The organism is Noviherbaspirillum sp. UKPF54 (assembly GCF_007874125.1).
Taxonomy (GTDB): domain Bacteria; phylum Pseudomonadota; class Gammaproteobacteria; order Burkholderiales; family Burkholderiaceae_D; genus Noviherbaspirillum.
Window position 1 is genome coordinate 1,381,242 of record NZ_CP040128.1, and the last position, 23,872, is coordinate 1,405,113.

At 62.5% G+C, this 23,872-nt stretch carries 22 protein-coding genes; 16 read left to right on the forward strand and 6 right to left on the reverse strand.

Annotated elements, in window-relative coordinates:
* The first annotated feature begins 7 nt into the window (after positions 1-7).
* Positions 8-2,440, forward strand: a complete 2,433-nt coding sequence (locus tag FAY22_RS06490; RefSeq protein WP_146329459.1) for a penicillin acylase family protein — start codon at positions 8-10, stop codon at positions 2,438-2,440.
* On the opposite strand, the gene FAY22_RS06495 is transcribed toward FAY22_RS06490, so the two are convergent.
* From FAY22_RS06495 to FAY22_RS06505, 3 genes are all read right to left on the reverse strand, one after another.
* Positions 2,437-5,079, reverse strand: coding sequence for a bifunctional diguanylate cyclase/phosphodiesterase (locus tag FAY22_RS06495; RefSeq protein WP_246860677.1), 2,643 nt, complete (start codon positions 5,077-5,079; stop codon positions 2,437-2,439). The two genes, FAY22_RS06490 and FAY22_RS06495, sit on opposite strands and share 4 nt — an antisense overlap.
* Positions 5,076-6,287, reverse strand: a complete 1,212-nt coding sequence (gene purT, locus FAY22_RS06500) for a formate-dependent phosphoribosylglycinamide formyltransferase (protein ID WP_146329460.1) — start codon at positions 6,285-6,287, stop codon at positions 5,076-5,078. The genes FAY22_RS06495 and purT overlap by 4 nt, the downstream gene beginning before the upstream one ends.
* Before the next feature lie 273 nt (positions 6,288-6,560).
* On the reverse strand, positions 6,561-8,222 hold the full coding sequence (locus FAY22_RS06505) for an MFS transporter (RefSeq protein WP_146329461.1): 1,662 nt from the start codon (positions 8,220-8,222) through the stop codon (positions 6,561-6,563).
* A 311-nt stretch (positions 8,223-8,533) separates the two neighbouring features.
* Here FAY22_RS06505 and FAY22_RS06510 point away from each other — a divergent pair, with 311 nt between their 5' ends.
* The 10 genes from FAY22_RS06510 to FAY22_RS06555 all read left to right on the forward strand — a co-directional run bounded on the left by FAY22_RS06510 (position 8,534) and on the right by FAY22_RS06555 (position 17,705).
* A complete protein-coding gene (locus tag FAY22_RS06510; protein WP_146329462.1) occupies positions 8,534-9,712 on the forward strand; it encodes an acetyl-CoA C-acyltransferase in 1,179 nt (392 codons plus the stop codon).
* Positions 9,713-9,825: 113 nt separating this feature from the next.
* Positions 9,826-11,640 carry an acyl-CoA dehydrogenase gene (locus tag FAY22_RS06515; protein ID WP_146329463.1) on the forward strand — a complete coding sequence of 605 codons (1,815 nt, stop codon included), beginning with the start codon at positions 9,826-9,828 and terminating at the stop codon, positions 11,638-11,640.
* Positions 11,641-11,666: 26 nt separating this feature from the next.
* Complete coding sequence (locus tag FAY22_RS06520; RefSeq protein WP_146329464.1) at positions 11,667-12,452, forward strand: SDR family oxidoreductase; 786 nt, start codon at positions 11,667-11,669, stop codon at positions 12,450-12,452.
* Positions 12,452-12,886, forward strand: a complete 435-nt coding sequence (locus FAY22_RS06525; protein ID WP_146329465.1) for a PaaI family thioesterase — start codon at positions 12,452-12,454, stop codon at positions 12,884-12,886. Before FAY22_RS06520 ends, FAY22_RS06525 begins: the two co-directional genes overlap by 1 nt.
* Before the next feature lie 74 nt (positions 12,887-12,960).
* Positions 12,961-13,956: an NADP-dependent oxidoreductase gene (locus FAY22_RS06530; protein ID WP_146329466.1), complete on the forward strand. Its 996-nt coding sequence runs from the start codon at positions 12,961-12,963 to the stop codon at positions 13,954-13,956.
* A gap of 24 nt (positions 13,957-13,980) precedes the next feature.
* The gene (locus FAY22_RS06535; RefSeq protein ID WP_146329467.1) at positions 13,981-14,910 is read left to right on the forward strand and encodes a glutathione S-transferase family protein; all 930 of its coding nucleotides are present in this window, start codon (positions 13,981-13,983) and stop codon (positions 14,908-14,910) included.
* Positions 14,911-14,931: 21 nt separating this feature from the next.
* On the forward strand, positions 14,932-15,837 hold the full coding sequence (locus FAY22_RS06540; RefSeq protein ID WP_146329468.1) for an SDR family oxidoreductase: 906 nt from the start codon (positions 14,932-14,934) through the stop codon (positions 15,835-15,837).
* A 34-nt stretch (positions 15,838-15,871) separates the two neighbouring features.
* A complete protein-coding gene (locus tag FAY22_RS06545) occupies positions 15,872-16,774 on the forward strand; it encodes an alpha/beta fold hydrolase (protein WP_371417375.1) in 903 nt (300 codons plus the stop codon).
* A 59-nt stretch (positions 16,775-16,833) separates the two neighbouring features.
* Positions 16,834-17,271, forward strand: coding sequence for a thioesterase family protein (locus tag FAY22_RS06550; RefSeq protein ID WP_146329470.1), 438 nt, complete (start codon positions 16,834-16,836; stop codon positions 17,269-17,271).
* Complete coding sequence (locus tag FAY22_RS06555; protein WP_146329471.1) at positions 17,268-17,705, forward strand: GNAT family N-acetyltransferase; 438 nt, start codon at positions 17,268-17,270, stop codon at positions 17,703-17,705. Before FAY22_RS06550 ends, FAY22_RS06555 begins: the two co-directional genes overlap by 4 nt.
* Here the strand turns inward: FAY22_RS06555 and FAY22_RS06560 are convergent.
* The 3 genes from FAY22_RS06560 to FAY22_RS06570 are packed head-to-tail and all read right to left on the reverse strand — an operon-like array spanning position 17,702 to position 19,775.
* The gene (locus FAY22_RS06560; protein ID WP_146329472.1) at positions 17,702-18,427 is read right to left on the reverse strand and encodes an NRDE family protein; all 726 of its coding nucleotides are present in this window, start codon (positions 18,425-18,427) and stop codon (positions 17,702-17,704) included. The two genes, FAY22_RS06555 and FAY22_RS06560, sit on opposite strands and share 4 nt — an antisense overlap.
* Positions 18,418-18,705, reverse strand: coding sequence for a DUF4936 family protein (locus FAY22_RS06565; protein ID WP_146329473.1), 288 nt, complete (start codon positions 18,703-18,705; stop codon positions 18,418-18,420). Before FAY22_RS06565 ends, FAY22_RS06560 begins: the two co-directional genes overlap by 10 nt.
* An 8-nt stretch (positions 18,706-18,713) precedes the next feature.
* Entirely contained in the window at positions 18,714-19,775 is a 1,062-nt protein-coding gene (locus FAY22_RS06570) for a folate-binding protein YgfZ (protein WP_246860678.1), read from the reverse strand.
* A gap of 174 nt (positions 19,776-19,949) precedes the next feature.
* Between FAY22_RS06570 and mltG the strand changes: the two genes are divergently transcribed.
* From mltG to FAY22_RS06595, 5 genes are all read left to right on the forward strand, one after another.
* The gene (gene mltG, locus FAY22_RS06575) at positions 19,950-20,876 is read left to right on the forward strand and encodes an endolytic transglycosylase MltG (protein WP_246860679.1); all 927 of its coding nucleotides are present in this window, start codon (positions 19,950-19,952) and stop codon (positions 20,874-20,876) included.
* Between the two features lie 34 nt (positions 20,877-20,910).
* Positions 20,911-21,516 carry a dTMP kinase gene (gene tmk, locus FAY22_RS06580; RefSeq protein ID WP_146329475.1) on the forward strand — a complete coding sequence of 202 codons (606 nt, stop codon included), beginning with the start codon at positions 20,911-20,913 and terminating at the stop codon, positions 21,514-21,516.
* A gap of 13 nt (positions 21,517-21,529) precedes the next feature.
* The gene (locus tag FAY22_RS06585) at positions 21,530-22,576 is read left to right on the forward strand and encodes a DNA polymerase III subunit delta' (RefSeq protein WP_210411903.1); all 1,047 of its coding nucleotides are present in this window, start codon (positions 21,530-21,532) and stop codon (positions 22,574-22,576) included.
* Between the two features lie 10 nt (positions 22,577-22,586).
* Positions 22,587-22,979, forward strand: coding sequence for a PilZ domain-containing protein (locus FAY22_RS06590; protein ID WP_146329476.1), 393 nt, complete (start codon positions 22,587-22,589; stop codon positions 22,977-22,979).
* Positions 22,980-23,090: 111 nt separating this feature from the next.
* Entirely contained in the window at positions 23,091-23,870 is a 780-nt protein-coding gene (locus FAY22_RS06595; RefSeq protein WP_146329477.1) for a TatD family hydrolase, read from the forward strand.
* Positions 23,871-23,872 lie beyond the last annotated feature (2 nt).

The window sequence follows — 23,872 nt, forward strand, 5'->3', positions numbered from 1 at the left end:
AAACAGTATGACTGGGATTTTCAGAAAAGTTGCCATTGCCATCGCAACGCTGTTGGGCCTGCTGGCAGTAATCGCGCTCTGGTACCGCAGCGCCAGCCAGCCGCAGATCGACGGCAAGCTGCGCCTGACGGGCCTGGGCGCGGTGGTTGACGTCGTGCGTGATGCGGAAGGCATTCCGCACATTTATGCGAAATCGGCTTCGGATGCCTATTTTGCTCTCGGTTTCGTACATGCACAGGATCGCCTGTGGCAACTGGAGATGAACCGCCGCATCGCAGCTGGCCGGCTGGCGGAAATCCTGGGCGAGAGCGCTGCCAATACCGATCGCTTCCTGAGAACGCTCGGCGTGCGCCGCAATGCCGAGCGGATTTTTTCCCATCTTGCGCCGGAAACGCGCTCGGTGCTGGAGGCCTATGCGCGCGGCGTGAATGCCTATCTCGCCAGCCGCAAGGGGCCCTTGCCGCCGGAATTCCTGCTGACGGGCGCGCCGACCCCCGAACCCTGGCAGCCGGCTGATTCGATCGGCTGGCAAACCATGATGGCCTGGGACCTGGGCGCGAACTGGACGCAGGAGTTGCTGCGCATGCGGCTGGCGCAACGCCTGTCGCTGCAGCAGATCAATGAGTTCTTGCCGCCGTATCCGGGCGATGCAGTGCTGAAAACGCGCGATTACACAGCGCTGTACCGGGAACTGGCCGGGACCGGCGAACAGCTTGCCGCAGTGGCCGCGATCGCGCCGCCTTCCTATGTCGAGGGCATGGGGTCGAATAACTGGGTCGTGGCCGGGGCCTTGTCGGAAACCGGAAAACCGTTGCTGGCGAACGATCCGCACCTGGGGCTGAGCGCGCCGGCGCTATGGTATTTCGCACACTTGTCGGCGCCGGGAATGAACGTGATCGGCGCGACGCTGCCCGGCATCCCGACCGTCGTGCTCGGACGTACCGACCGGATTGCCTGGGGCTTCACCAATACCGGGCCGGACGTGCAGGATTTGTATATCGAGCGAATTCATCCCGGCAACAGCAAGCAGTACCAGACACCGGACGGCTGGGCCAACTTCGCCATTCGAACCGAAATCATCAAGGTCAAGGGCAAGCCGGATGTGACGCTGGAAATCAGGGAGACGCGGCACGGGCCGGTGCTGAGCGGCGCGCTGCCGATCGTGGAGCGCGCCGGGCTCGATGCAAAACGCCATGTGGTGGCATTTGCGTGGACGGCATTGCGCCCGGACGACCTGACCCTGCAAGCCGGCGTCAAGCTCAACCGCGCACGCAACTGGGAGGAATTCCTCGATGCGGCCAGGGACTTCGGCGCGCCGCAGCAGAACATGGTGTATGCGGATGTCGACGGCAATATCGGCTTTGTCGCGCCCGGGCGTGTGCCGCTGCGCAAGCCGGACAACGACCTGAAGGGGCTGGCCCCCGCGCCCGGCTGGAAGGCGCGCTACGACTGGGCAGGCTTCATCCCGTTCGACGCGCTGCCGCGAAGCTTCAACCCGCCGTCGCAACGCATCGTCACCGCCAACCAGAAGATCGTGGCGGACGATTACCCGTATTTCCTGACCAGCGAATGGACGCTGCCATACCGGGCGCAGCGTATCGGCGAACTGCTCGACGCCGCGCCGCGCCAAGGCATCGAGAGCTTCGCGGAGATGCAGAAGGACGACGTGTCGCTGGCGGCGCGGGAATTGCTGCCGCTGCTGCGCAAGACGACGCCCAGATCGCAGCGCGCGCGGGCGGCGCTCGCCTTGCTGGCTGGATGGAACGGCGCAATGGATGCCGGGCGCAGCGAGCCGCTGATCTTCAATGCCTGGCTGCGTGCGGCGTCATATGCGATCTTCGCGGACGAGCTGGGCGACGCGCTGATGAAGGATTACTGGGACCTGCGCAACGTGCACCGGCCGATGGTGCTGGTGCTGCAGAATAAAAACGGCATGGCGAAATGGTGCACCGATACCGCCGGGGGCGAGGCGGCCCGCGCGCAGGGATGCGGCGACGTCCTGTCGGCGTCTCTGGAGACGGCGCTGGACGACCTGGAGCGGCGGTACGGCCGGGACATGGCGGGCTGGCGATGGGGCGATGCCCACGCGGCGCTCTCCGAGCACCGGCCGTTCGGCAAGGTGAAGGGACTCTCGGCCTTCTTCGATATCCGCGTTGCCTCGCCGGGCGACAACTTTACCGTGAATGTCGGGCGCTACAACCTGCGCGACGAAAATGGCCCGTTCGTGAATCACCATGCGGCCAGCCTGCGCGCGCTCTACGACTTGTCGAACCTGGAGAACTCCCGCTTCATGCACTCCACGGGGCAATCGGGGAACGTGCTGTCGCCGCTGTATCGCAACTTCGCGCAACGCTGGGCGGACGTCGCATACGTGCCAATGAAAACCCGGCGCGCGGAGGTGGAGAAGGATCGTCTCGGCTTGCTGACGCTTGTTCCTTAAGCCACCTGGTAGTGCTGCGCGTCCCGCAGCATCTCGCCCGCCATGTCGGCATTGACCGGCGGCGAGAAGGCAAAGCCCTGCGCCAGGTAGCAGCCCATCTTCTTCAGGTGCATCATGTCGGCCCGGGTTTCCACGCCTTCTGCCACGGTGTCGAGATTGAGGGTCTGCGCCAGCGCGAGGATCAGGCGAACGATTTCGGCGTCGCCCGGGTTCTTGTGGAGCCCCTGCACGAACGCCTTGTCGATCTTCAGTACGTCGATCGGCAGCTTCTGCAGGTAGGCCAGCGACGAATACCCGGTGCCGAAATCGTCGAGCGCCAGCCGCAGCCCCAGCTTCTTCAGGCGCGACAGGTTTTCGATGGTCTGCATCGGGTTGGCCATTGCCGAGGTTTCGGTCAGCTCCAGCTCGATTGATCCCGGCGCCACGCCGGTTCGCCCCAGGATGCCGGTGACGTCGTCGAGGAAGGTCGATTGCAGAATCTGGCGCATCGATACATTGACGGCGAGCGTGATGTTCTTCATTTCCGGGTATTCGGCCTGCCAGGCGGATAACTGCTTGCAGGCTTCTTCCAGCACCCACAGGCCGATCGGCACCACCAGGCCGGAACTCTCCGCAACGGGGATGAATTCGGTCGGCGGGATCGCGCCGTACTGCGGGTTATTCCAGCGCAGCAGCAGCTCGAATCCCTTGACCGCGCCGTTGATGATCGACACTTTCGGCTGGTAGACCAGCTTGAGCTCGTTGCGCTCCAGCGCAAAGCGCAGGGCGACGTCCATCTGCGCGCGCTTGGTGGTATTGGATTGAAGGGAGGCGTCGAAGATTTCGGCGCGGTTGCGGCCGCGCTCCTTGGCCTGGTACATGGCCGCGTCGGCGTCGCGGATCAATTCGGACGGATTCTTGTGCGCGTGCTCCAGCATGGCGATCCCGATGCTGGTCTGGATCTTGACCACCGCCTCTCCAACGGTCAGCTGCCGCGATACGGCTTGCAGCAGGGCGTCGGCCTTGGCCTTGGCCTCATCGACTCCGGCATGAGACAGCACCACGAATTCATTGCCGCCGAAACGGGCGACGAAATCCCGGGTCGGCAGCTCCGCCAGGATGCGGCGCGTGATTTCGGTCAGGCATTTGTCGCCGAAGTCGTGCCCGTGGGTGTCATTGACGCTCTTGAAGAAGTCCAGGTCGCAGAACAGCATCGCGAGCGGCATCGAGCTTTCCCTCGCCCTGGTCATGGCGTCGGAAATCGCCTTGAGGAGATAGCGTCGGTTGGGCAGGCCGGTCAGCGGATCGTGCAGGGCCTGGTGCTGCAGCCGCATCTCGTATTCCTTGCGGTCGGTGATGTCGCGCGCGATGCACAGCATGCCGGCGATACTTCCCTCTGCGTCGTGCAGCGGATATTTGTTGACGCGGAACCAGGACCGCAGGTCGCTGTCCCACAGGCCCTGCAGCTCCTGGTCCTGCTGCGGCATGCCGCTGCGGATGACCTGCATGTCGAGCTGGTACAGCCGCTCCGCCAGCTCGCATGCGCTGCGCTGCTGCGTCTTCGGCACCTGGCGCAGGAAAATGTCGTGAATCGTCTTGCCGCGCAGTTCGTCTTCCGAGGAATAGCCGAAGCGGCGCTGGAAGGTCTGGTTGCTGATCGTGAAGCGGCCTTCCGCATCGGTAGCGTAGATGCACGACGGGTTCAGGTCGAGCACGGCGCGCAACAGGGCGTGCTCTTCGCTCAGCTTCAGCTCGGCGTCCTTGCGCGCCGAAATATCCTCGATGCTGAACACCAGGCCGTCGATGCCGTCGTCGTGGAGCATGTTGAAGCCGCGCGTCTCGACCCACACCCAGTGGCCTTGCTTGTGCCTGATGCGGTGGCGCGAAAAAATGCTGCTCTTTGGCGTGTCGCGCAGGTAGCGCAACTTGCGCTGGTGCTCCTTTACATCGTCGGGATGGGCGATCGGATGAATGCCGGAGCGCTCGAATTCCTCCGGGGAGTAACCGATGACGTCCTGCAAGGCAGGATTCGAAAATCTGATCCTGTAATGGATATCGGTAATCAGGAATGCATTGCGTGTCGCGCGCGCGATCGCGTTGAAGCGGCGCTGGTTGGTGTGCGCCTGCTGGACAGCCGCCAGGCTGCGGTCCAGGGCGCTCGAAAGGAAAATCGCGGAAATCCCGACGAACATCGTCGCGAACGCTTGCGGCAACCAGTCGACCGGCTGCACGTCCAGCGTGACGTTCATTGCCAGCCCGATGAGCGCAATGGCAAACGTCGCAGCTAGGGCAAGCACGCGTTCCAGCACGAGCGGAAACAGACCCGCCATGCCGATCAGCCAGGGCAGGGGCAGGTTGGGCATGCCCTGTTGCAGCGACAACCCGGTAACGACGAAGATGGCGGTGAACAGCTCGATGAGCATGCGGTCGCGTCCGAACTGCCCGGCGGTGGGCCGCAGGTAGCGCACCAGCGCCGTCACGAACAGCGCGGCGAGCGCGCCGGCCGCCGCCAGGCCCACCACTGTCAGTTGCATGTCCCGCATGTATCCCGTCAGCAGGACGTGCAGCAGCAGCGTGACGTATAGGCCGAGCGAGGCGAGGCGGAAGACCTCGTCGCCGGTGATGATGGCAGTGGGAAGGCGCAGCGCCGCGATTTTCATCGGTCCGTGGTCGGTTTGACCTTCGACGCGGCTTCCTTGGCGCGCCGGCGAGCGGTGTCGACATCGTCCGCAGTCGCCAGCGCCACTCCCATGCGACGCCGCGCAAACGATTCTGGCTTGCCGAACAGACGCAGGTCTGCGCCCGGTACGGCAAGGGCGTCGGCGACACCTTCGAAGGCGATTGCCGCGGCGTCGTGCTGACCGTAGATCACGGCGGAGGCTCCCGGCGAACGCAATGCGGTATTCACCGGCAGGCCGAGAATCGCCTTGGCGTGCAGTTCGAATTCGCTCTGCACCTGGCTTGCCATGGTGACCATCCCGGTGTCGTGCGGACGCGGGCTGACTTCGGAGAACCAGACCATGTCGCCCTTGACGAACAGCTCGACGCCGAATACGCCGAGTCCTCCGAGGTTGTCGGTGACCTTCCTGGCGATTTCCTGGGCCTTTGCCAGCGAGGACGGCGGCATCGGATGCGGCTGCCAGGATTCGACATAGTCGCCCTTGACCTGCACATGGCCGATCGGCGCGCAGAAATGCGTGGAGACCGTGCCGTCGGCGTTCAGGGCGCGCACGGTCAGCTGGGTGATTTCATATTCAAAATCGATGAAGCCTTCGACGATCACGCGCCCCGCATCGACCCGGCTGCCGGCCGCCGCGTAATTCCAGGCGCCTTCCACCTCGCCGGGGCCGTCGATTTTCGACTGGCCCTTGCCGGAGGAGGACATTACCGGCTTGATCACGCAGGGGAAACCGACCGCGGCGCATGCCGCCTTCAATTCCTCCAGGCTGTCGGCGAAGCGGTAGGGGGAGGTCGGCAAGCCCAGTTCCTCGGCGGCCAGCCGGCGGATGCCTTCGCGGTTCATGGTCAGCCATGCGGCCCGTGCGGTCGGAATGACGGTTGCCTTGCCGCGGCTTTCGAGATCCATCAGCGTGTGGGTGGCGATCGCTTCGATTTCCGGCACCACCAAGTCCGGTTTTTCCTGTTCAATCAGTGCCGCCAATGTGGCTCCGTCGGTCATGTCGATCACATGCGAGCGATGCGCAACCTGATGGCCCGGTGCATCCGGATAGCGATCGACCGCGATGACTTCCACACCCAGGCGTTGCAGGGAAATAATGACTTCTTTGCCCAGTTCCCCGGAACCGAGCAACATGACTTTGACAGCAGTGGGAGAGAGCGGCGTGCCAAGGCGGATAGGTGTTTTCATGTAGTAAAAGGTAACAGGCCTGTTACAAGATGTTTAAGGATTGTAAATGGAGCAATATTGCACGGTGGACATACTATAGACTTTGCAAGCCAAAATATTGGCAGAGCGACAATTCCCGATCTTAACACTTTCGGACAGGCGCGGCCTGCACATTAGAGCGGTGGCTGGCAGCAAATTCCGGCTTGTTGCAAAAAGGGGAAAAAAAAGCCGCCAGGGACGCTGGCGGCTGAAAGCCAGGAATACCGGGAAGGTACGCCTGGGACGATTAGACGGTTAATCGGCTGCGTAGATATCCCTGTCCTTGGTTTCCTTGATGAACAGCGAACCGATCACGAAGGTGATCACGGCGATAACGATCGGATACCACAGGCCGTAGTAGATGTCGCCCTTGTAGGCGACCAGCGCGAAGGCGGTGGTCGGGAGCAGGCCGCCGAACCAGCCGTTGCCGATGTGGTAGGGCAGTGACATGGAGGTGTAGCGGATGCGGGTCGGGAACATTTCCACCAGCATTGCGGCGATCGGGCCGTACACCATGGTCACGTAGATCACCAGGATGGTCAGCAGGACGAGCACCATGCCCTTGTTCATTTGTGCCGGATCCGCCTTGGTCGGATAGCCGGCGGCCTTGATGGCGTCGCCCAACTCCTTCTTGAATTGCTTGTCTTTGGCGGCAGCCTCTTCCTTCGACAAGCCGGTGGCATCATAGCCTTGGATGACCTTGTCGCCGACCTTGACCGAGGCAATGGCGCCGGTTTGGGCTTCGACCGTCGTGTAGTTCACCGAGGCGTTGGCCAGCACGGTGCGGGCGATATCGCAGGATGTCGTGAACTTCTTGGTGCCGGTCGGGTTGAACAGGAACTGGCACTTGGCCGGATCGGCGGTGACGACCACCGGCGAGTTCTTGATCGCGGCTTCCAGCGCCGGGTTGGCGTAGTGGGTCAGCGCGCTGAAGATCGGGAAGTAGGTCAGTGCGGCGATCAGGCAGCCGCCCATGATGATGACCTTGCGGCCGATCTTGTCGGACAGCGAACCAAACACGATGAAGAACGGTGTGCCGACCACCAGCGAGGCGGCGATCAGCAGGTTCGCGGTCGGGCCGTCCACCTTCAGCGTCTGCGTCAGGAAGAACAGCGCGTAGAACTGGCCGGTGTACCAGACCACGGCCTGGCCGGCAGTCAGGCCGACCAGCGCCAGGATCACGATTTTCAGGTTTTTCCACTGGCCGAAGGATTCCGTGATCGGTGCCTTGGAAGTCTTGCCTTCTGCCTTCATCTTGGCGAAGGCCGGAGACTCGTTCATGGACAGGCGAATCCAGACGGAGACCGCGAGCAGGAACACTGAGACCAGGAACGGAATGCGCCAACCCCAATCGGCGAACGCTTCTTCACCGATTGCGGTACGGGTGCCGAGGATCACCAGCAGCGACAGGAACAGGCCGAGAGTCGCGGTGGTCTGGATCCAGGCGGTGAAGGCCCCGCGCTTGTCATGCGGCGCGTGCTCGGCCACGTAAGTGGCCGCGCCACCGTACTCGCCGCCCAGCGCCAGCCCCTGGAGGATGCGCAGCGAGATCAGGATGACCGGCGCGGCGAGGCCGATGGACGCATAGGAGGGCAGCAGGCCGACGATGAACGTGGATAGGCCCATGATCATGATCGTGACCAGGAAGGTGTACTTGCGGCCGATCATGTCGCCGAGGCGGCCGAATACCAGCGCCCCGAACGGCCGCACGATGAAGCCTGCGGCAAACGCCAGCAGGGCGAAAATGAACGCGGTGGTCGGATCGGTGCCGGCGAAGAACTGCTTCGCGATGATGCCGGCCAGCGAGCCGTATAGATAAAAGTCGTACCACTCGAACACGGTGCCCAGCGAGGACGCGAAAATGACTTTCCGCTCCTCCGCCGTAATGCCGCGTGACGCTGCTTGTACTGTCGCCATGCTTGTCTCCTTAATAGGTATATATATTTAATGTGCAAAACTGCATGCCCATTTCTGCACGTTTCGAGTGTGCGACGCAAACCTTACGGCATACTTGCTTGAAACTTACAAAACCTTACGGATTCGGAAGTGCTTTTTTGAGGTGGGCACGCCGTTTCAAGGGCTTTCCTTAGCCTTTATAATTTGCGAACGATCGTGCTAAAAATGTGATATTCTGGTGTTTCATTACCAGCGGTACCCGGGATGAAACGCCCGAAAACAGCCATACAACAGCGATTCAAAATAACCGTTCAATTCACAAGGAGCCCAAAATGACTGACGCCGTCATCGTATCCACCGCCCGCACCGGCCTCGCCAAATCCTGGAAAGGTGCTTTCAACATGACCCACGGCGCGACCTTGGGCGGCCATGTGCTGAAAGCCGCGATCGAGCGCGCCAGGATCGATGCCGGCGAAGTGGAAGATGTGATCATGGGATGCGCCACGCCGGAAGGCGCCACCGGCAGCAACATCGCGCGCCAGATCGCGCTGCGCGCCGGTTGCCCGGTGAGCACCGCCGGCATGACGATCAACCGTTTCTGCTCATCCGGCCTGCAGACCATTGCCACCGCGGCGCAGCGCATCATTGCCGGCGAAGGCGACATCTACGCCGCCGGCGGCGTGGAATCGATTTCCTGCGTACAGAACGAGGCGAACAAGCACATGATCATGGAAACCTGGCTCAAGCAGAACAAGCCGGAAGTGTATTGGCCGATGCTGCAGACCGCCGAGACCGTGGCCAAGCGCTATAACATCAGCAAGGAACGCCAGGACGAATACGGCGTGCAAAGTCAGTTGCGCGCGGCTGCCGCGCAAGCCGCCGGCAAGTTCAACGACGAGATCGTGCCGATGACGACTGTCATGGGCGTGGCCGACAAGGAAAGCGGCATGCTGGTCACCCGTGAAGTGACGATTTCCGCCGACGAGGGTATACGCGCCGACACCACGCTGGAAGGCGTGTCCAAGATCCGCACCGCGATTCCGGGCGGCGTGATTTCCGCGGGTAATGCCAGCCAGTTCTCCGACGGTGCATCGGTGGCTGTCGTCATGAACAGCAAGGTCGCCGAGGCCAAGGGGCTGCAGCCGCTCGGCATTTTCCGCGGTTTCGCGATCGCTGGCTGCGAGCCGGATGAAATGGGTATCGGCCCGGTGTTCGCGATTCCGAAGCTGTTGAAGAAAGCCGGCCTGAAGGTAGAAGACATCGGCCTGTGGGAGCTGAACGAGGCATTCGCGGTGCAGGTGCTGTACTGCGCCGACAAGCTCGGCATCCCGATGGATCGCCTGAACGTGAACGGCGGCGCAATCGCCGTCGGCCACCCGTACGGCGTGTCGGGCGCGCGCCTGACCGGTCATGCACTGATCGAGGGCAAGCGCCGTGGCGCCAAGTATGTCGTCGTCACGATGTGCATCGGCGGCGGACAAGGCGCCGCCGGCTTGTTCGAAGTCGTTTAATTCAAGTAAAACGTGGGCGCTTCGGCGCCCACGGTTGCATTGGACGTTCGTCCGCTATCTGAAATCGTTCATTGGCGCGTGCGGCGAGTCGCCTTCACGCGCGGAGACTCACCATGCAATCGAAAATCATTTCCCGCCGCGACCTCGACTTCCTGCTATACGAGTGGCTTGACGCCGAAGCGCTGACCAGGCGCGCGCGCTACGCCGATCACTCGCGCGAAACCTTCAACGCCGCGATGGATACCTGCGAACAGATCGCGACCGACCTGTTCGCGCCGCACAACAAGAAGAACGACCAGCAGGAGCCGCATTTCGACGGCGAGACGGTCCATATCATCCCGGAAGTGAAAACCGCATTGAAAGCGTTCTGCGAAGCCGGCTTGATGGCCGCCGGCCAGGACTACGATTTCGGCGGGATGCAACTGCCCGTGCTGATCGAAAAGGCCGGCTTCGCCTACTTCAAGGGCGCCAACGTCGGGACCTCGTCCTACCCGTTCCTCACCATCGGCAACGCCAATACGCTGCTCAAGTGCGGCACGCCCGAGCAGATCGAGACCTTCGTCAAGCCAATGATGAGCGGGCGCTTTTTCGGCACCATGTGCCTGTCCGAGCCGCAGGCGGGTTCGTCCTTGTCGGACATCGTCACGCGCGCCGAGCCGCAACCGGACGGCACCTACCGCATCAAGGGCAACAAGATGTGGATTTCCGCCGGCGAGCACGAGCTGTCGGATAACATCGTGCACCTGGTGCTGGCCAAGATCCCGGACGAAAACGGCAAGCTGATCCCGGGCGTGAAGGGCATCTCGCTGTTCATCGTGCCCAAGAAGCTGGTCAACCCGGACGGCTCGCTGGGCGAGCGCAACGACGTGGTGCTCGCAGGCCTGAACCACAAGATGGGCTATCGCGGCACCACCAACTGTTTGCTGAACTTCGGCGAAGGCAAGTTCAAGCCGCAAGGCAAGGCCGGTGCGATCGGTTACCTGGTCGGCGAGCCGCACAAGGGGCTGGCCAACATGTTCCACATGATGAACGAGGCGCGTATCGGCGTCGGCCTCGGGGCGGTCATGCTGGGCTACACCGGCTACCTGCACGCGCTCGAGTATGCGCGCGAGCGTCCGCAGGGCCGCCACCCGCAGGCGAAGGACCCGGCGCAGCCGCAGATTCCGATCATTGCGCACACTGACGTCAAGCGCATGCTGCTGGCACAAAAGTCCTATGTCGAAGGCGGGCTGGCGCTCAACCTGTACTGCGCGCGGCTGGTCGACGAGGAGCGCACAGCCGAAACGGATGAGGCGCGCAGGCATGCGACGCTGCTGCTCGACATCCTGACCCCGATCGCGAAGTCGTGGCCGTCGCAGTGGTGCCTGGAAGCGAACAGCTTGGCGATCCAGGTGCATGGCGGCTACGGCTATACCCGCGAATACAACGTCGAGCAGTTTTACCGCGACAACCGCTTGAATCCCATCCATGAAGGTACGCACGGCATCCAGGGCCTCGACCTTCTCGGGCGCAAGGTCACAATGCAGAATGGGGCTGCCTTCAAGGCGCTGGGCGCGGAAGTGCAGAAGACCATCGCTCGTGCGCTGGAAGTGCCGCAGCTGGCTGCCTACGCGAAGTCGCTCGGTGCGGTGCTGCAGCGCATCGCCGCCGTAACGCAGGCGCTGTATGCTGCCGACGACCTGAACAAGACGCTGGCCAATGCATCGGTTTACCTGGAAGCGTTCGGCCATGCGGTGGTCGCCTGGATCTGGCTCGAACAGGCCTTGCTGGCGGCCGGCAAGGACGGGCACGACGCCGATTTCTACAAGGGCAAGCTGCAGGCTTGCGCCTACTTCTTCAAGTGGGAGCTGCCGAAAGTGCAGCCGCAGCTCGACCTGCTGGAAAGCATCGACACCACCACGCTGGACATGCAGGACGCGTGGTTTTAACGACACCAACGAAACAAGGAGACGACATGCGCACCATTAAACAATTGTTCGACATGACCGGAAAGACCGCCCTGATCACCGGCGGCTCGCGCGGCCTGGGCCTGCAGATCGCCGAAGCGCTGGGCGAGCAGGGCGCCAAACTCGTGCTGTGCTCGCGCAAGCAGTCCGACCTGGACGAAGCGGTCGCGCACCTGAAGGAGCGCGGCATCGAAGCGTCCGCCATCGCCGCCGATCTGGCGCAGGAATCTGCGGTTGCACCGCTGGTGGACGAAGCGATCAAGCGCCTCGGCCACATCGACATCCTGGTCAACAATGCCGGCGCCACCTGGGGCGCGCCGGCCGAAGATTATCCGACCGAAGCCTGGGACAAGGTGATGAACCTGAACATCCGCAGCATCTTCCTGCTGTCGCAGGCGGTCGGCAAGCAGTCGATGATCCCGCGTAAATACGGTCGCATCATCAATGTCGCGTCTATCGCCGGCCTGTCCGGCAACGGTCCTGGCAGCATGCAGACGGTGGCGTACAACACCTCCAAGGGGGCGGTGGTTAATTTCACGCGCACACTGGCCGGCGAATGGGGCCGTCACGGCATCACCGTCAATGCGCTGGCTCCGGGTTTCTTCCCTTCCAAGATGACCAAGGGCGTGCTGGAAAACTTTGGAGAGGAAAATCTCGCCAGGCGCGCGCCGCTGCAGCGCATCGGCGACGACGAGGACCTGAAGGGCGCGGCGCTGCTGTTCGCGTCCGACGCTTCCAAGCACATCACCGGCCAGATCCTGGCAGTCGATGGCGGCGTGTCGGCGGTTCACTGATGGATACTTCGAAGCCGCAACCGTTTCCGGTCGAGATCCCGTTCCTGCACGACCTCGGCGTCGACTTTCTCGGCATGGGCAACGGCGAGGCGCAGATCGCGCTCGACCTGCAGCATCGCCACATGAACAGCTGGCAGGTCACGCATGGCGGCGTGATCATGACCCTGCTTGACGTGGTCATGTCGATGGCCGGGCGATCGCTCGACCCGGATGCGCGCGGCGGCGTCACGATCGAGATGAAGACCAGCTTCCTGCAGCCCGGTGGCAAACCGGGCGGCCGTATCGTTGCCAAGGGCAAGGCCTTTCATCGTTCGACGACGATGTGCTTTTGCGAAGGCGAGATCTGGAACGGCGAAAAGCTGGTGGCGAAGGCGATGGGAACATTCAAGTACCTGAAGCGCCTCGACGCCGGCAGGAAGCTGGATCTCGAGTAGTTTTGCACAGGCTGGCCGGCTCCTGGAGACGGGGCCGGCAACAAACGACCAACGAAAAGAATAGAGAGAACCTCATGGACACATTCAACCGCATCGTCCTCGCCTCCCGCCCCACGGGGGAGGTGGTGCCCGAAAATTTCCGTCTTGAAGAGGTGTCGGTTCCGGCGCTGAAGGACGGCGAAATCCTGATTCGCAATCATTATCTGTCGCTCGACCCCTACATGCGCATGCGCATGGAAGACGTGAAGAGTTACGCGGCGCCGCAGCCGATCGGCGAAACCATGATCGGTGGCACCGTCGGCGAAGTGGTCGAGTCGAAGAACCCGAAATTCGCCGTGGGCGACAAGGTGCAAGGCATGCTCGGCTGGTCGGAGATGGGCGTTTCCGATGGCGCCTTGCTGCGCAAGATCGACACCACGCATATTCCGCTGTCTGCCTATCTGGGGGCGGTAGGTATGCCCGGCATGACCGCCTGGTATGGCCTCACGCAGATCATGCAGCCGAAGGAAGGCGAGACCATCGTTGTGTCGGCCGCCAGCGGCGCAGTCGGCAGCGTGGTCGGTCAGCTGGCGAAGCTGCGCGGGTGCCGCGCGGTGGGCATCGCCGGCGGCAGGGAAAAGTGCGATTACGTGGTCAACGAGCTCGGCTTCGACGCCTGCATCGATTACAAGGCGGGCAACCTCGTTGCCGACCTCGCGCAGGCGACGCCGGACGGCATCGACGCGGTGTTCGAAAACGTCGGCGGCGAGGGCTTCGACGCTTGCCTGGCGCGCATGAACCCGTTCGGCCGCATCGCGTTGTGTGGCCTGATCGCCGGTTACGACGGCCAGCCCATGCCGATCAATAATGTCCGCGCATTCCTGACCATGCGCTTGACCATGCGCGGTTTTATCGTCTCCGAGCACATGGAATTCTGGCCACAGGGCCTGCGGGAACTGGGCACGCTGGTCGCCGCCGGCCGCCTGAAGTTCCGCGAATCGATCGCGCAAGGCCTCGCTTGTGCGCCCGATGCATTCATCGGCCTGCTCAAGGGCAGGAATTTCGGCAAGCAGCTGGTCAAGCTGACTTGAACGCCCGCGATCAGGAGAATGACTATGTCAGAGATTATTTTTCATCACTATCCGAATTCGCCTTTTTCCGAAAAGGTCAGGCTGATCTTCGGCTTCAAGAAAGTCGCGTGGAAGTCGGTCATCATCCCGGCCATCATGCCCAAGCCGAATGTGGTCGCCCTGACAGGCGGTTATCGCCGCACGCCGGTGATGCAGATCGGCGCCGACATCTATTGCGACACGGCGCTGATCGCGGATGTTCTGGAACGGCTGGCGCCGGCGCCTTCGCTTTATCCGACCGAATGCGCCGGGCTGGCACGCACGCTGGCGCAATGGGCTGATTCGACATTGTTCTGGACCATGATCACGCATCTGTTCCAGCCTGCTGGCATGAAGAGCGCGCTCGGTAATATGACGCCGGAACAGATCAAGGCGTTCGGCGCGGACCGCGCGGCGTTTCGCGGCAACATGCCGCGCATGTCGCTGCCGGAGGCGACCGGCAGCCTGACGGAATACCTGCGCCGTCTGGAAAACATGCTGGCGGACGGCAAGCCGTACCTGCTGGGCGCGCAACCGTGCATCGCCGATTTTTCGGTGTATCACTCGGTGTGGTTCCTGCGGAGTGCGCCAGCCGTTGCCGAGGTGCTGGAGGTGGCGCCGAAGCTGAAGGAGTGGGCCGGGCGCATGGAGGCATTCGGGCATCACGAGTTCGATCGTATGAATGCCGAGCAGGCGCTTGAAATCGCCCGCAACAGCCGCGCGGCGGACACTTCGCATCTGCCCTTTGTCGACTTTCACGGTATTGCGCCGGGCGAGCGTGTTGCGATCATGCCGAATGACTACGGTATCGACCCGGTGGAAGGCGAACTCGTCATTTCCACCGACAACGAGCTTGCGGTGCGCCGCACCGATCCGCTCGCGGGCGAAGTCGTGGTGCATTTCCCGCGCGTCGGATTCCAGCTCAAGAAAGCCTAACCAAAATATCAGGAGACAAGCATGAAAGAATTTCAAAACAAGGTAGCCGTCATTACCGGAGGCGGAAGCGGTTTCGGACGCGAGTTTGCCAATATCGGCGCGCGGCTGGGCATGAAACTGGTGCTGGCCGACGTGCAGCAGGATGCGCTCGACAAGACCGCGGCTGAGCTGGAAGCGCAGGGTGCGCAGGTGCTGGCGATGCGCTGCGACGTGCGCCGCGCCGAGCAGGTGCAGGCGCTGGCCGACGCCACGATGGAGAAATTCGGCGCGGTGCACCTAGTGTTCAACAACGCCGGCGTCGGATCAGGCGGACTGATCTGGGAAAACTCGGTGGCCGACTGGGAATGGGTGCTGGGCGTGAATCTGTGGGGCGTGATCCACGGTGTGCGCATCTTCACGCCGCTGATGCTCGAATGCGCGAAGAAGGAAGCGGGCTATCAGGGCCATATCGTGAATACGGCGTCGATGGCGGGCCTGCTGAATGCGCCCAACATGGGCATCTACAACGTGTCCAAGCATGCGGTGGTGTCCTTGTCGGAAACCCTGTACCAGGACCTGAAACTGATCGAGGCGCCGGTCGGCGCCTCCGTGTTGTGCCCGTATTTCGTGCCGACCGGGATCAGCCAATCGCACCGCAACCGCCCGGACGACGTGAAGACGGAAGGCGGACCGACCGCCAGCCAGATCGCCGCCCAGGCAGTGTCCGAGAAAGCCGTTTCGTCCGGCAAGGTGACGGCGGCGGAAGTGGCCGAGCGCACCTTCGATGCCATCCGCAACGAACAGTTCTACATCTATTCGCATCCGCATGCACTCGGCAACGTGCAGACCCGGATGGAAGACATCGTCTTGCAGCGCAACCCGAGCGATCCGTTTGCCGCCGCGCCTCAGGTGCGCGAGATGCTGCAGGCGAAAATGAACGTGAAGTAAGGCGGCAGCGATTTCTTCGACTGGAAAGGGAAGGATGAGCATGGACACCGCAATTCAGACCGGGCAGTTTGCGTCGCTGCCCAATGGCATTCGCTTGCATTATGCGAGCGCGGGTGAAAAGGGCAGGCCGCTGCTGCTGTTTGTGCACGGATTTCCCGAGTTCTGGTACGAGTGGGAAGCGCAGCTCAAGGAGTTCGGCCTCGACTATTTCGCGGTCGCGCCGGATTTGCGCGGCTTTAACCTGTCCGACATGCCCGCCGATGTCGGCGCCTACAAGGCCCGCCACATCGTCGACGATCTGCGCCTGCTGGCGGCGCATCTCGGCTACGACAAATTCGTGCTGGTGGCGCACGACTGGGGAGGGGCGATTGCCTGGAACCTGGCGATCGCGTTGCCGCACCTGCTGCACAAGCTCGTCATCATCAATTCGCCGCATCCATATTTGTTCATGAAGGCGCTGGCGACCGATCCCGCGCAGAAGGAAGCCAGCGGCTACATGAACTGGCTGCGCGCGGAGGGCTCCGAGCAGGCGCTTGCCAAGGACGGCTTCGCGCTGATGGAAGGCATCCTGAGCGGCATGGGGCGCTCGCCGACGCCGTGGCTTGCCGGCGACGTGCGCGCCAAATACCATGAATGCTGGTCGCGCGGCATTGCCGGCGGCGTGAACTATTATCGCGCCTCGCCGTTGCACCCGCCCACCGGCGATCATCCGGGACCGCTTAATCTGCAGCTCGATCCCGAGGATTTCCGCGTGCGCGTGCCGACTCGCGTGATATGGGGCGAAAGCGATATCGCGTTGCCCAGGACGCTGGCGGATGGGCTGGAAGACTTCGTTGACGACTTGCAGGTGGTGCGTATCCCGGAAGGTTCGCATTGGATCGTTCACGAGCAGCCCGAACGCATCAATCGGCTGATTCGCGGCTTCCTCTCCGATTAAGGCGCACGGCATTTATCGGGATCGGTGATAATTGCCCGTCGCTCCTTATTCAACTCATCATGGCACGCGAAGATTTTTCCTTTTTTCACCCCCTGCGGGTGCGCTGGGCGGAAGTCGATATGCAGGGCATCGTGTTCAACGGGCATTACCTGACGTATTTCGACGTGGCTTTCACCGAGTACTGGCGCGCCACCGGCTTGCCGAGCGTGCTGCAGCAGGCACAGGAAGGCCGCGAACTGTTTGCGCGCAAGTCGACCATCGAATACCTTGCGCCCGCGCGTTTCGACGATATGCTCGACATCGGCGTGCGCTGCGCGGGTTTTGGACGCACGTCGGTGCGCTTTGCGCTGGAAATCCATCTCGGCGAGCGGCACCTGATCTCCGGCGAATTGGTGTATGTATATGCCGATACCGCTGTGCGCAAGGGCGTTCCGTTCCCGGGGCAGTGGCGCGAGGCGCTGACGCGCTTCGAGAAAATCGCCCCGTCGGCATCATGAGCTACCGCCTGATCCTCGGCGACTGGGAGCGCCACAAAACCGATGCGCGCGCCGTGCGTTACGACGTGTTCGTGATCGAGCAGAACGTGCCCGTCGAACTGGAATGGGATGACATGGACGCTGCATGCGTGCATGCGGTGGTCTACGACGATGCCGGCCAGGCGGTCGCCACCGGCCGCCTTCTGCCGGATGGCCATATCGGCCGCATGGCCGTGCGCAAGAGCGCGCGCGGGCAGGGTATAGGCGGACTGGTCTTGCAAGCGCTCATGGAAGAAGCGCAACGGCGCGGCGACCGCTGCGTGCTGCTCAACGCGCAGACCCAAGCCGAGCCGTTTTACCGGCGCTTCGGCTTCGTGCGCGATGGAGAGGAGTTCATCGAGGCCGGCATCGCACACGTCAGCATGCGGCGCGACTTCGGCACGACTTCAACTTAACGGATCGCTCGCTCGCGCAGGATCGCGGTATTGTCCGCATGCAGCCGGACCACGGTCGCTGCGCGCGTGCCGTATTCCGGCGAGTCGATGCACACCGCCGACAGCACCCGTTCCCATTCCAGGCTGACGCCGGTGCGCGGCAAGCGGCAGTCCGGCGCGCGCGCGGTGTCGGCCAGCATTTCGAAATACGCATCTTCCGGCGCCCCCTGGCACAGCAGGCTGCCGAATTGCGCCTTGGTGCGCACCACCTTAGGCCACGGCGAATCGAGCAAGCCGTTGGACAAGCCGTAGATGCCTGGCGTCAGCGGCTTGCCGTTGCGAGGGTCTTCCTTGCCTGCATTGGAAAACCAGATCATTTTTTCAGCGCTCCCCACCAGCAGGTTGAATCCGTTATAGCGGTGCGCCAGCTCGGCGACCTGTTCCACGTATTGCTCCGGCGATGCTTCGCCGCTCAGGTAGTCGGCCACCAGCCTGCCGCGTGTCGGCGCGTCGGGACGCTTCTCGTCCGGCGCGCGCACGTTGGTGATCGCCGCAAAGCGCCCGGCGCGCGTCACGCCCATCCAGGTGCCGCCGCCTTGAAGGTCGCGCCCCGCATAGACGTTCGGATGATCGCTCCACCAGCCGGCCGGCGCGGCCGGCCGCTCGTAAAATTCATCGCGGTTGGCTGCGGCGAACAAGGGCATGCCCGGAACTACTTGCCAGGCGAAGACAATCAAGCACATGTGGGAACATCCAAAAAATATTCGGTATGGCGCTGGCCGTCGATCAGACTTGCCAGTCCTGCCTGCGCAATTGCGCGTTCAAGGATCGCGGCGAAACCGTTCGGCACCGATTGATAGATCTCCATCCAGGTCTGCCGTCCGTCCCTTTCTTCCGGGCGCCGCTTGAGTCCGGTGACGATACCATATTCCCTGGAAAGGCATTGTTGCATGGCCGCCGCTTGCGCCCGCAGCGTCTCGGCGTGTTCGCTGCGTACCCGATAGTAGATATACAAGTCCATCGGGGGAATTACGCGCCCGTATCGGGAACCGGGTAGGGCAAGGCTTGAATGGCAAGCGCCGCGCCGCCAGCCGAGCCGAGGTGAATCGTGCCGGCCTCGATGGCCGCCGTCTTGAGCTCGACCAGGCAATCGGCGCCTCCCTGTGGATTGCGCTCCGCGTTGACGACCATGCCGCAGGGTTGTTCCGGATCGGCCGCCGAAAAAACTTCCATCCCGGGCGCCGCGTCCACCGCATCGACCGAGGCGAGCGCCATGCGCCGTTTCAGCTTCCCCAGGTACTGGCTGCGCGCCACGATCTCCTGGCCGGGATAGCAGCCCTTCTTGAAATTTACGCCGCCGATCAATTCAAAATTGATCATCTGCGGCACGAACTGCTCCTGCGTCGCCTGCGTCACCTGGGGGATGCCGGCGTGGATCTCGCCCAGATGCCATGCCTGGGCTCCCGCCGGCGGCAGCGCCGCAGAGAGCTCATTCCACGCCTGTTGCGCGGTATCGAGCGTGGCAATCCACTGATAGCGCGGCGCGCCGAAGGCGTCGGACACGCGCATCAGCGTGCCGGCTTCGCCGTCGACTTTCGTGTAAGGCGCGTCCGGCAGCTGCGAAAACCATTTCCGCAGCAAATCGCCGGCGGCGCGCCCGCCAACGCCGAGAACGGCATGGCTGTCTGTTGCGTCGAGCAGCTTGGCCTTGGCGCGCAGTACGAACATTTGCAGGCGCTTTTGCACCGCCGGCTGAATTTGGCGCGGCAGTTGCAGCATGATCGCATCGCCCGCCTTCCACATCAGGAAGGTGGCGAGCAGGCGGCCTTTCGGCGAACAGTAACCGGCCAGGCGCGCCTCCGCCTGTCCCAGATGCTCGACGTCGTTAGTCAGCTGGTTATGCAGAAAATGCGGTCCGTCCTCGCCCGTGACCGCGATCAGGCCAAGCTCCGTCAATGGCGCAACGAAGCCTTGCTCGAGCTGGTCCTGCGTCAGCGGCCGGGAAAAGCCGGACACCCGTTGCGTGCTGGCGTCGATCTGCGCCCCTTGCGTCGTCAAAAACTGCAACCATGCGGTCATCATTTCAGTCATAGGTATCAGGAATTTATAGCCAATATCGTGATGGCTTGATTATAGTGACGTCTGAAAAAACGCGTCTGCCGGCGCCGAAAGCGCCGGACGCAATTGATATTTGTGTAAGGCATTGTTTTGGTAAAAAAATTTCTTGTTAGTATAGTCGCCGTCGCGCTGTTCTTCGCTGCCGTGATGTCATTCTGGTCGCATCAGCCGATCATCGATAACAATCACGCGCCGATCGATTTCTCCATCAAGGCCGGCAGCGGCGTACGCAGCAGCGCCGAGCAGATCGCCGCGGCGGGAGTGCCGGTCAATCCGAGTTTGCTGGAAGTACTGGCGCGCCTCACCGGCAAGGGCGGCAAGCTCAAGGCTGGCAATTACGAGCTCAAGCCGGGAACCACGCCGCTGGCCCTGATCACCCAGCTCACGCGCGGCGAGTTCGCGCAAGAGTCGCTATCCATCATCGAAGGCTGGACCTTCAGGCAGATGCGCGAGGCGGTTGCCGCCCATCCAGCCTTGAAGCACGATACCGCCGGGCTGTCCGACAAGGAGTTGATGGAAAAAATCAACAGCGAGTTTAAGGCGCCGGAAGGACTGTTTTTCCCGGATACCTATTTGTTTGCCAAGGGCGCGAGCGACCTGCAGATCTACAAGCAGGCGCACGCTCTGATGCTCAAGCGGCTCAACGACGAATGGGGCAGGCGTGATCCGTCGGTGCCGTACAAGTCGCCCTACGAGGCGCTGATCATGGCGTCGATCGTGGAAAAGGAAACCGGCGCTTCGTCAGAGCGCGGGATGGTCGCGGCCGTGTTTGTCAATCGTCTGAAGCACCGCATGCTGCTGCAGACCGATCCGACCGTCATCTACGGCATGGGCGACAAGTTCAAGGGAAATATCCGCAAGCGCGACCTGACCACGGATACGCCCTACAACACCTATACCCGGTCGGGGTTGCCGCCGACGCCGATCGCGCTGCCGGGGGCCGCGTCGCTGTTGGCCGCGCTAAACCCGGCCAAATCCGACGTGCTGTATTTCGTCTCGCGCGGCAACGGCACCAGCGAATTCAATAACAACCTGAACGATCACAACCGCGCGGTGAACAAATACCAGCGATAATGCCGGGTATCAAAAAAACAGAACAAGATCGAAAATGGTTGGCAAATTTATCACTTTCGAAGGCATCGACGGTGCCGGCAAGTCGACCCACATCGCCTTCGTGGCAGAGCTGTTGAAGGCCAGGGGCTTGCGGGTCGTGGTGACGCGCGAGCCGGGCGGTACGCCGCTGGGGGAAAAGCTGCGCGAACTGCTGCTGCATGAAAAAATGCACCTTGAAACGGAGGCGCTGCTCATGTTCGCATCGCGGCGCGAACATCTCGCGCAAGTGATCGAGCCGGCGCTCGCGCGCGGCGACTGGGTGATATCCGACCGCTTCACCGATGCGACGTTCGCCTATCAGGGCGGCGGCAGGAAGCTGGCGCTGGACAAGCTGGCGGTGCTTGAGCAGTGGGTGCATCCGCATCTGCAGCCGGACTTGACGCTGCTGTTCGATGTGCCGCTGGCGGTCGCCCGGGCGCGCCTGGATGCAACGCGCGAGCTCGACAAGTTCGAGCAGGAAAAGGCCGATTTTTTCGATGCCACCCGGCGCGAATATCTGCGCCGCGCCGCCGAATTTCCGGACCGGTTCCGCATCATCGACTCGACCCGCAGCATTCCCACGATTCAGGAGGAACTCGCGAGCCTGGTTCGCGGTATTTAAGATTGAACAGACCATGACCGACGCCTTGTATCCCTGGCAAAGCACGCCATGGCAGCAACTTCAGCAGTTGAAGCAGCGGCTGCCGCATGCCATCCTGTTCCACGGCCCGGAAGGCATCGGAAAGACGGCGTTCGCCGAACGCTTCGCGCAATCCTTGCTATGCCAGTCGCCAGATGCGCTCGGCCATGCCTGCGGCGCCTGCGATTCCTGCGGCTGGTTCGCCCAGTACAACCACCCCGATTATCGCCGCGTGCGCCCCGAGGCGCTGGAGGATGAGGCCAGCGAGGCCGAAGACGGCGCCGAGGCGGGCGAGGGTAAAAAATCCGGCAAGGCGAGCAAGACGCCATCCAAGGAAATCAAGATCGACCAGATTCGCGCGCTGGCCGATTTCATGAACATTTCGACCCACCGCCAGGGCATGCGGGTGGTCCTGCTGTATCCGGCCGAAGCGCTCAATACGGCGGCGGCCAATGCCTTGCTCAAGACCCTGGAAGAGCCGCCGCCGCACACCATGTTCCTGCTGGTGTCGAATAGTCTGGAGCGCCTGTTGCCGACCATTCTGTCGCGTTGCCGCAAATTCGCGCTCGCCATGCCCTCGGCCGAACAGGCGCTGGCCTGGTTGAGCGAGCAGGGCGTCAAGGATGGCGATGTCTGGCTGGCCGAGCAGGGCGGCGCGCCGCTTGCCGCGCATGCCGCCGCGGAGTCGGGCTCGCGCGAAACGATGGATGAGTTCCTGCAACTGCTGGTCAGGCCGGGCGTCGATGGCGCGCTGAGGGGCGCGGAGCGGCTGCAGAAAGTGCCGGTGACCGAGCTGGTCGCATGGCTGCAGCGCTGGTTGTACGACGTGTTTTCGCTCAAACTTTCCGGCAGAATCCGGTATTATCCGCGCTACCAGAAGGAACTGGCGACCTTGGCTGGGCAGGCCGACGTTTCCCGGCTGCTGGGGGCGCTGAAATCCCTGAACGAGCGCCGCGCGATCGCCGAGCACCCGTTGTCGGCGCGGTTGTTTATTGAAGACATGCTGCTCAGTTATTCCACTCTTTTTGCCGCGCGAGCGTGAAAGGACAGTCATGGCCGAACCCACAGCGAATCCCGCAGCCGCCTCCGGCGCCAGCTCGGCGGTGGCCCGTCCTTCGGTGCTGTCGCTGCCGATCAAGGAAAAGGCGGCCCTGTATGCGGCTTACATGCCCTTCCTGACCAACGGCGGTATTTTTGTTCCGACTAACAAGCGCTACAAGATCGGCGATGAAATCTACCTGATCTTGACGCTGATGGACGATCCGACCAAGTATCCGATCGCCGGCAAGATCGCCTGGGTCACGCCGCCGGGCGCCAACAACAACAAGGCGCAGGGCGTCGGCGTCCAGTTCTCCGCCGACGAGAGCGGCCAGCGCGTCAAGGCGCGCATCGAGGAACTGCTCGGTGCGGCCCTGCGCTCGTCGCGCGCCACGCATACTCTCTAGCTGCACATGGCGGCATAGAGCGCGACCTGGTTATCGTCGGCAAGCGCGTAGCCTGACCGAAACATCGCTCGTCGCGCGCCCGAAGTCCCGTGCCGTCGTAAAATAGGCGGCATGTTTATCGATTCTCATTGTCACATTGACTTCCCCGAGCTGGCGGCTCGCCTGCCGGAAATTTTCAACAAGATGGCCGACAACCAGGTCAGCCATGCGCTGTGCGTATCGGTCGACTTGCCCGATTTCCCGCGCGTGCTCGAGCTGGCGGAAAAATATCCGAACATCTACGCATCCGTCGGCGTCCATCCCGACTATGAGGAAACGCCGGAGCCGACCGTCGACGAACTGGTCCGCCTGTCGCAGCATCCGAAGATCGTCGCGATCGGCGAAACCGGCCTCGACTACTACCGGCTCGAAGGCGACCTGGAATGGCAGCGCGAGCGCTTTCGCAACCATATCCGCGCTTCCCGCGAAACCGGCAAGCCGCTGATCATCCATACCCGTTCGGCGTCGGAAGACACCATCCGCATCATGCGTGAAGAGGGCGCGGGCCCCGATGCGGGCGGCGCCGGAGGCGTGATGCATTGCTTTACCGAGTCGCTCGCGGTGGCCGAGGCGGCGATGGAGATGGGCTTTTATATCTCGTTTTCCGGCATCGTCACCTTCAAGAACGCGAAGGAATTGCATGAAGTGGCGCGTGCCGTGCCGCTGGAGCGGATGCTGATCGAAACCGATTCACCCTACCTGGCGCCGGTGCCGTTCCGGGGAAAAATGAATGAGCCGGGTTTGGTGCGGCATGTGGCAGAGTTCCTGGCGACGCTGAAACAGGTTCCGCTCGAACAGGTAGCACGGCAGACGACGGACAATTTTTTTAACCTGTTCAAGATAGCGCGCTGAAC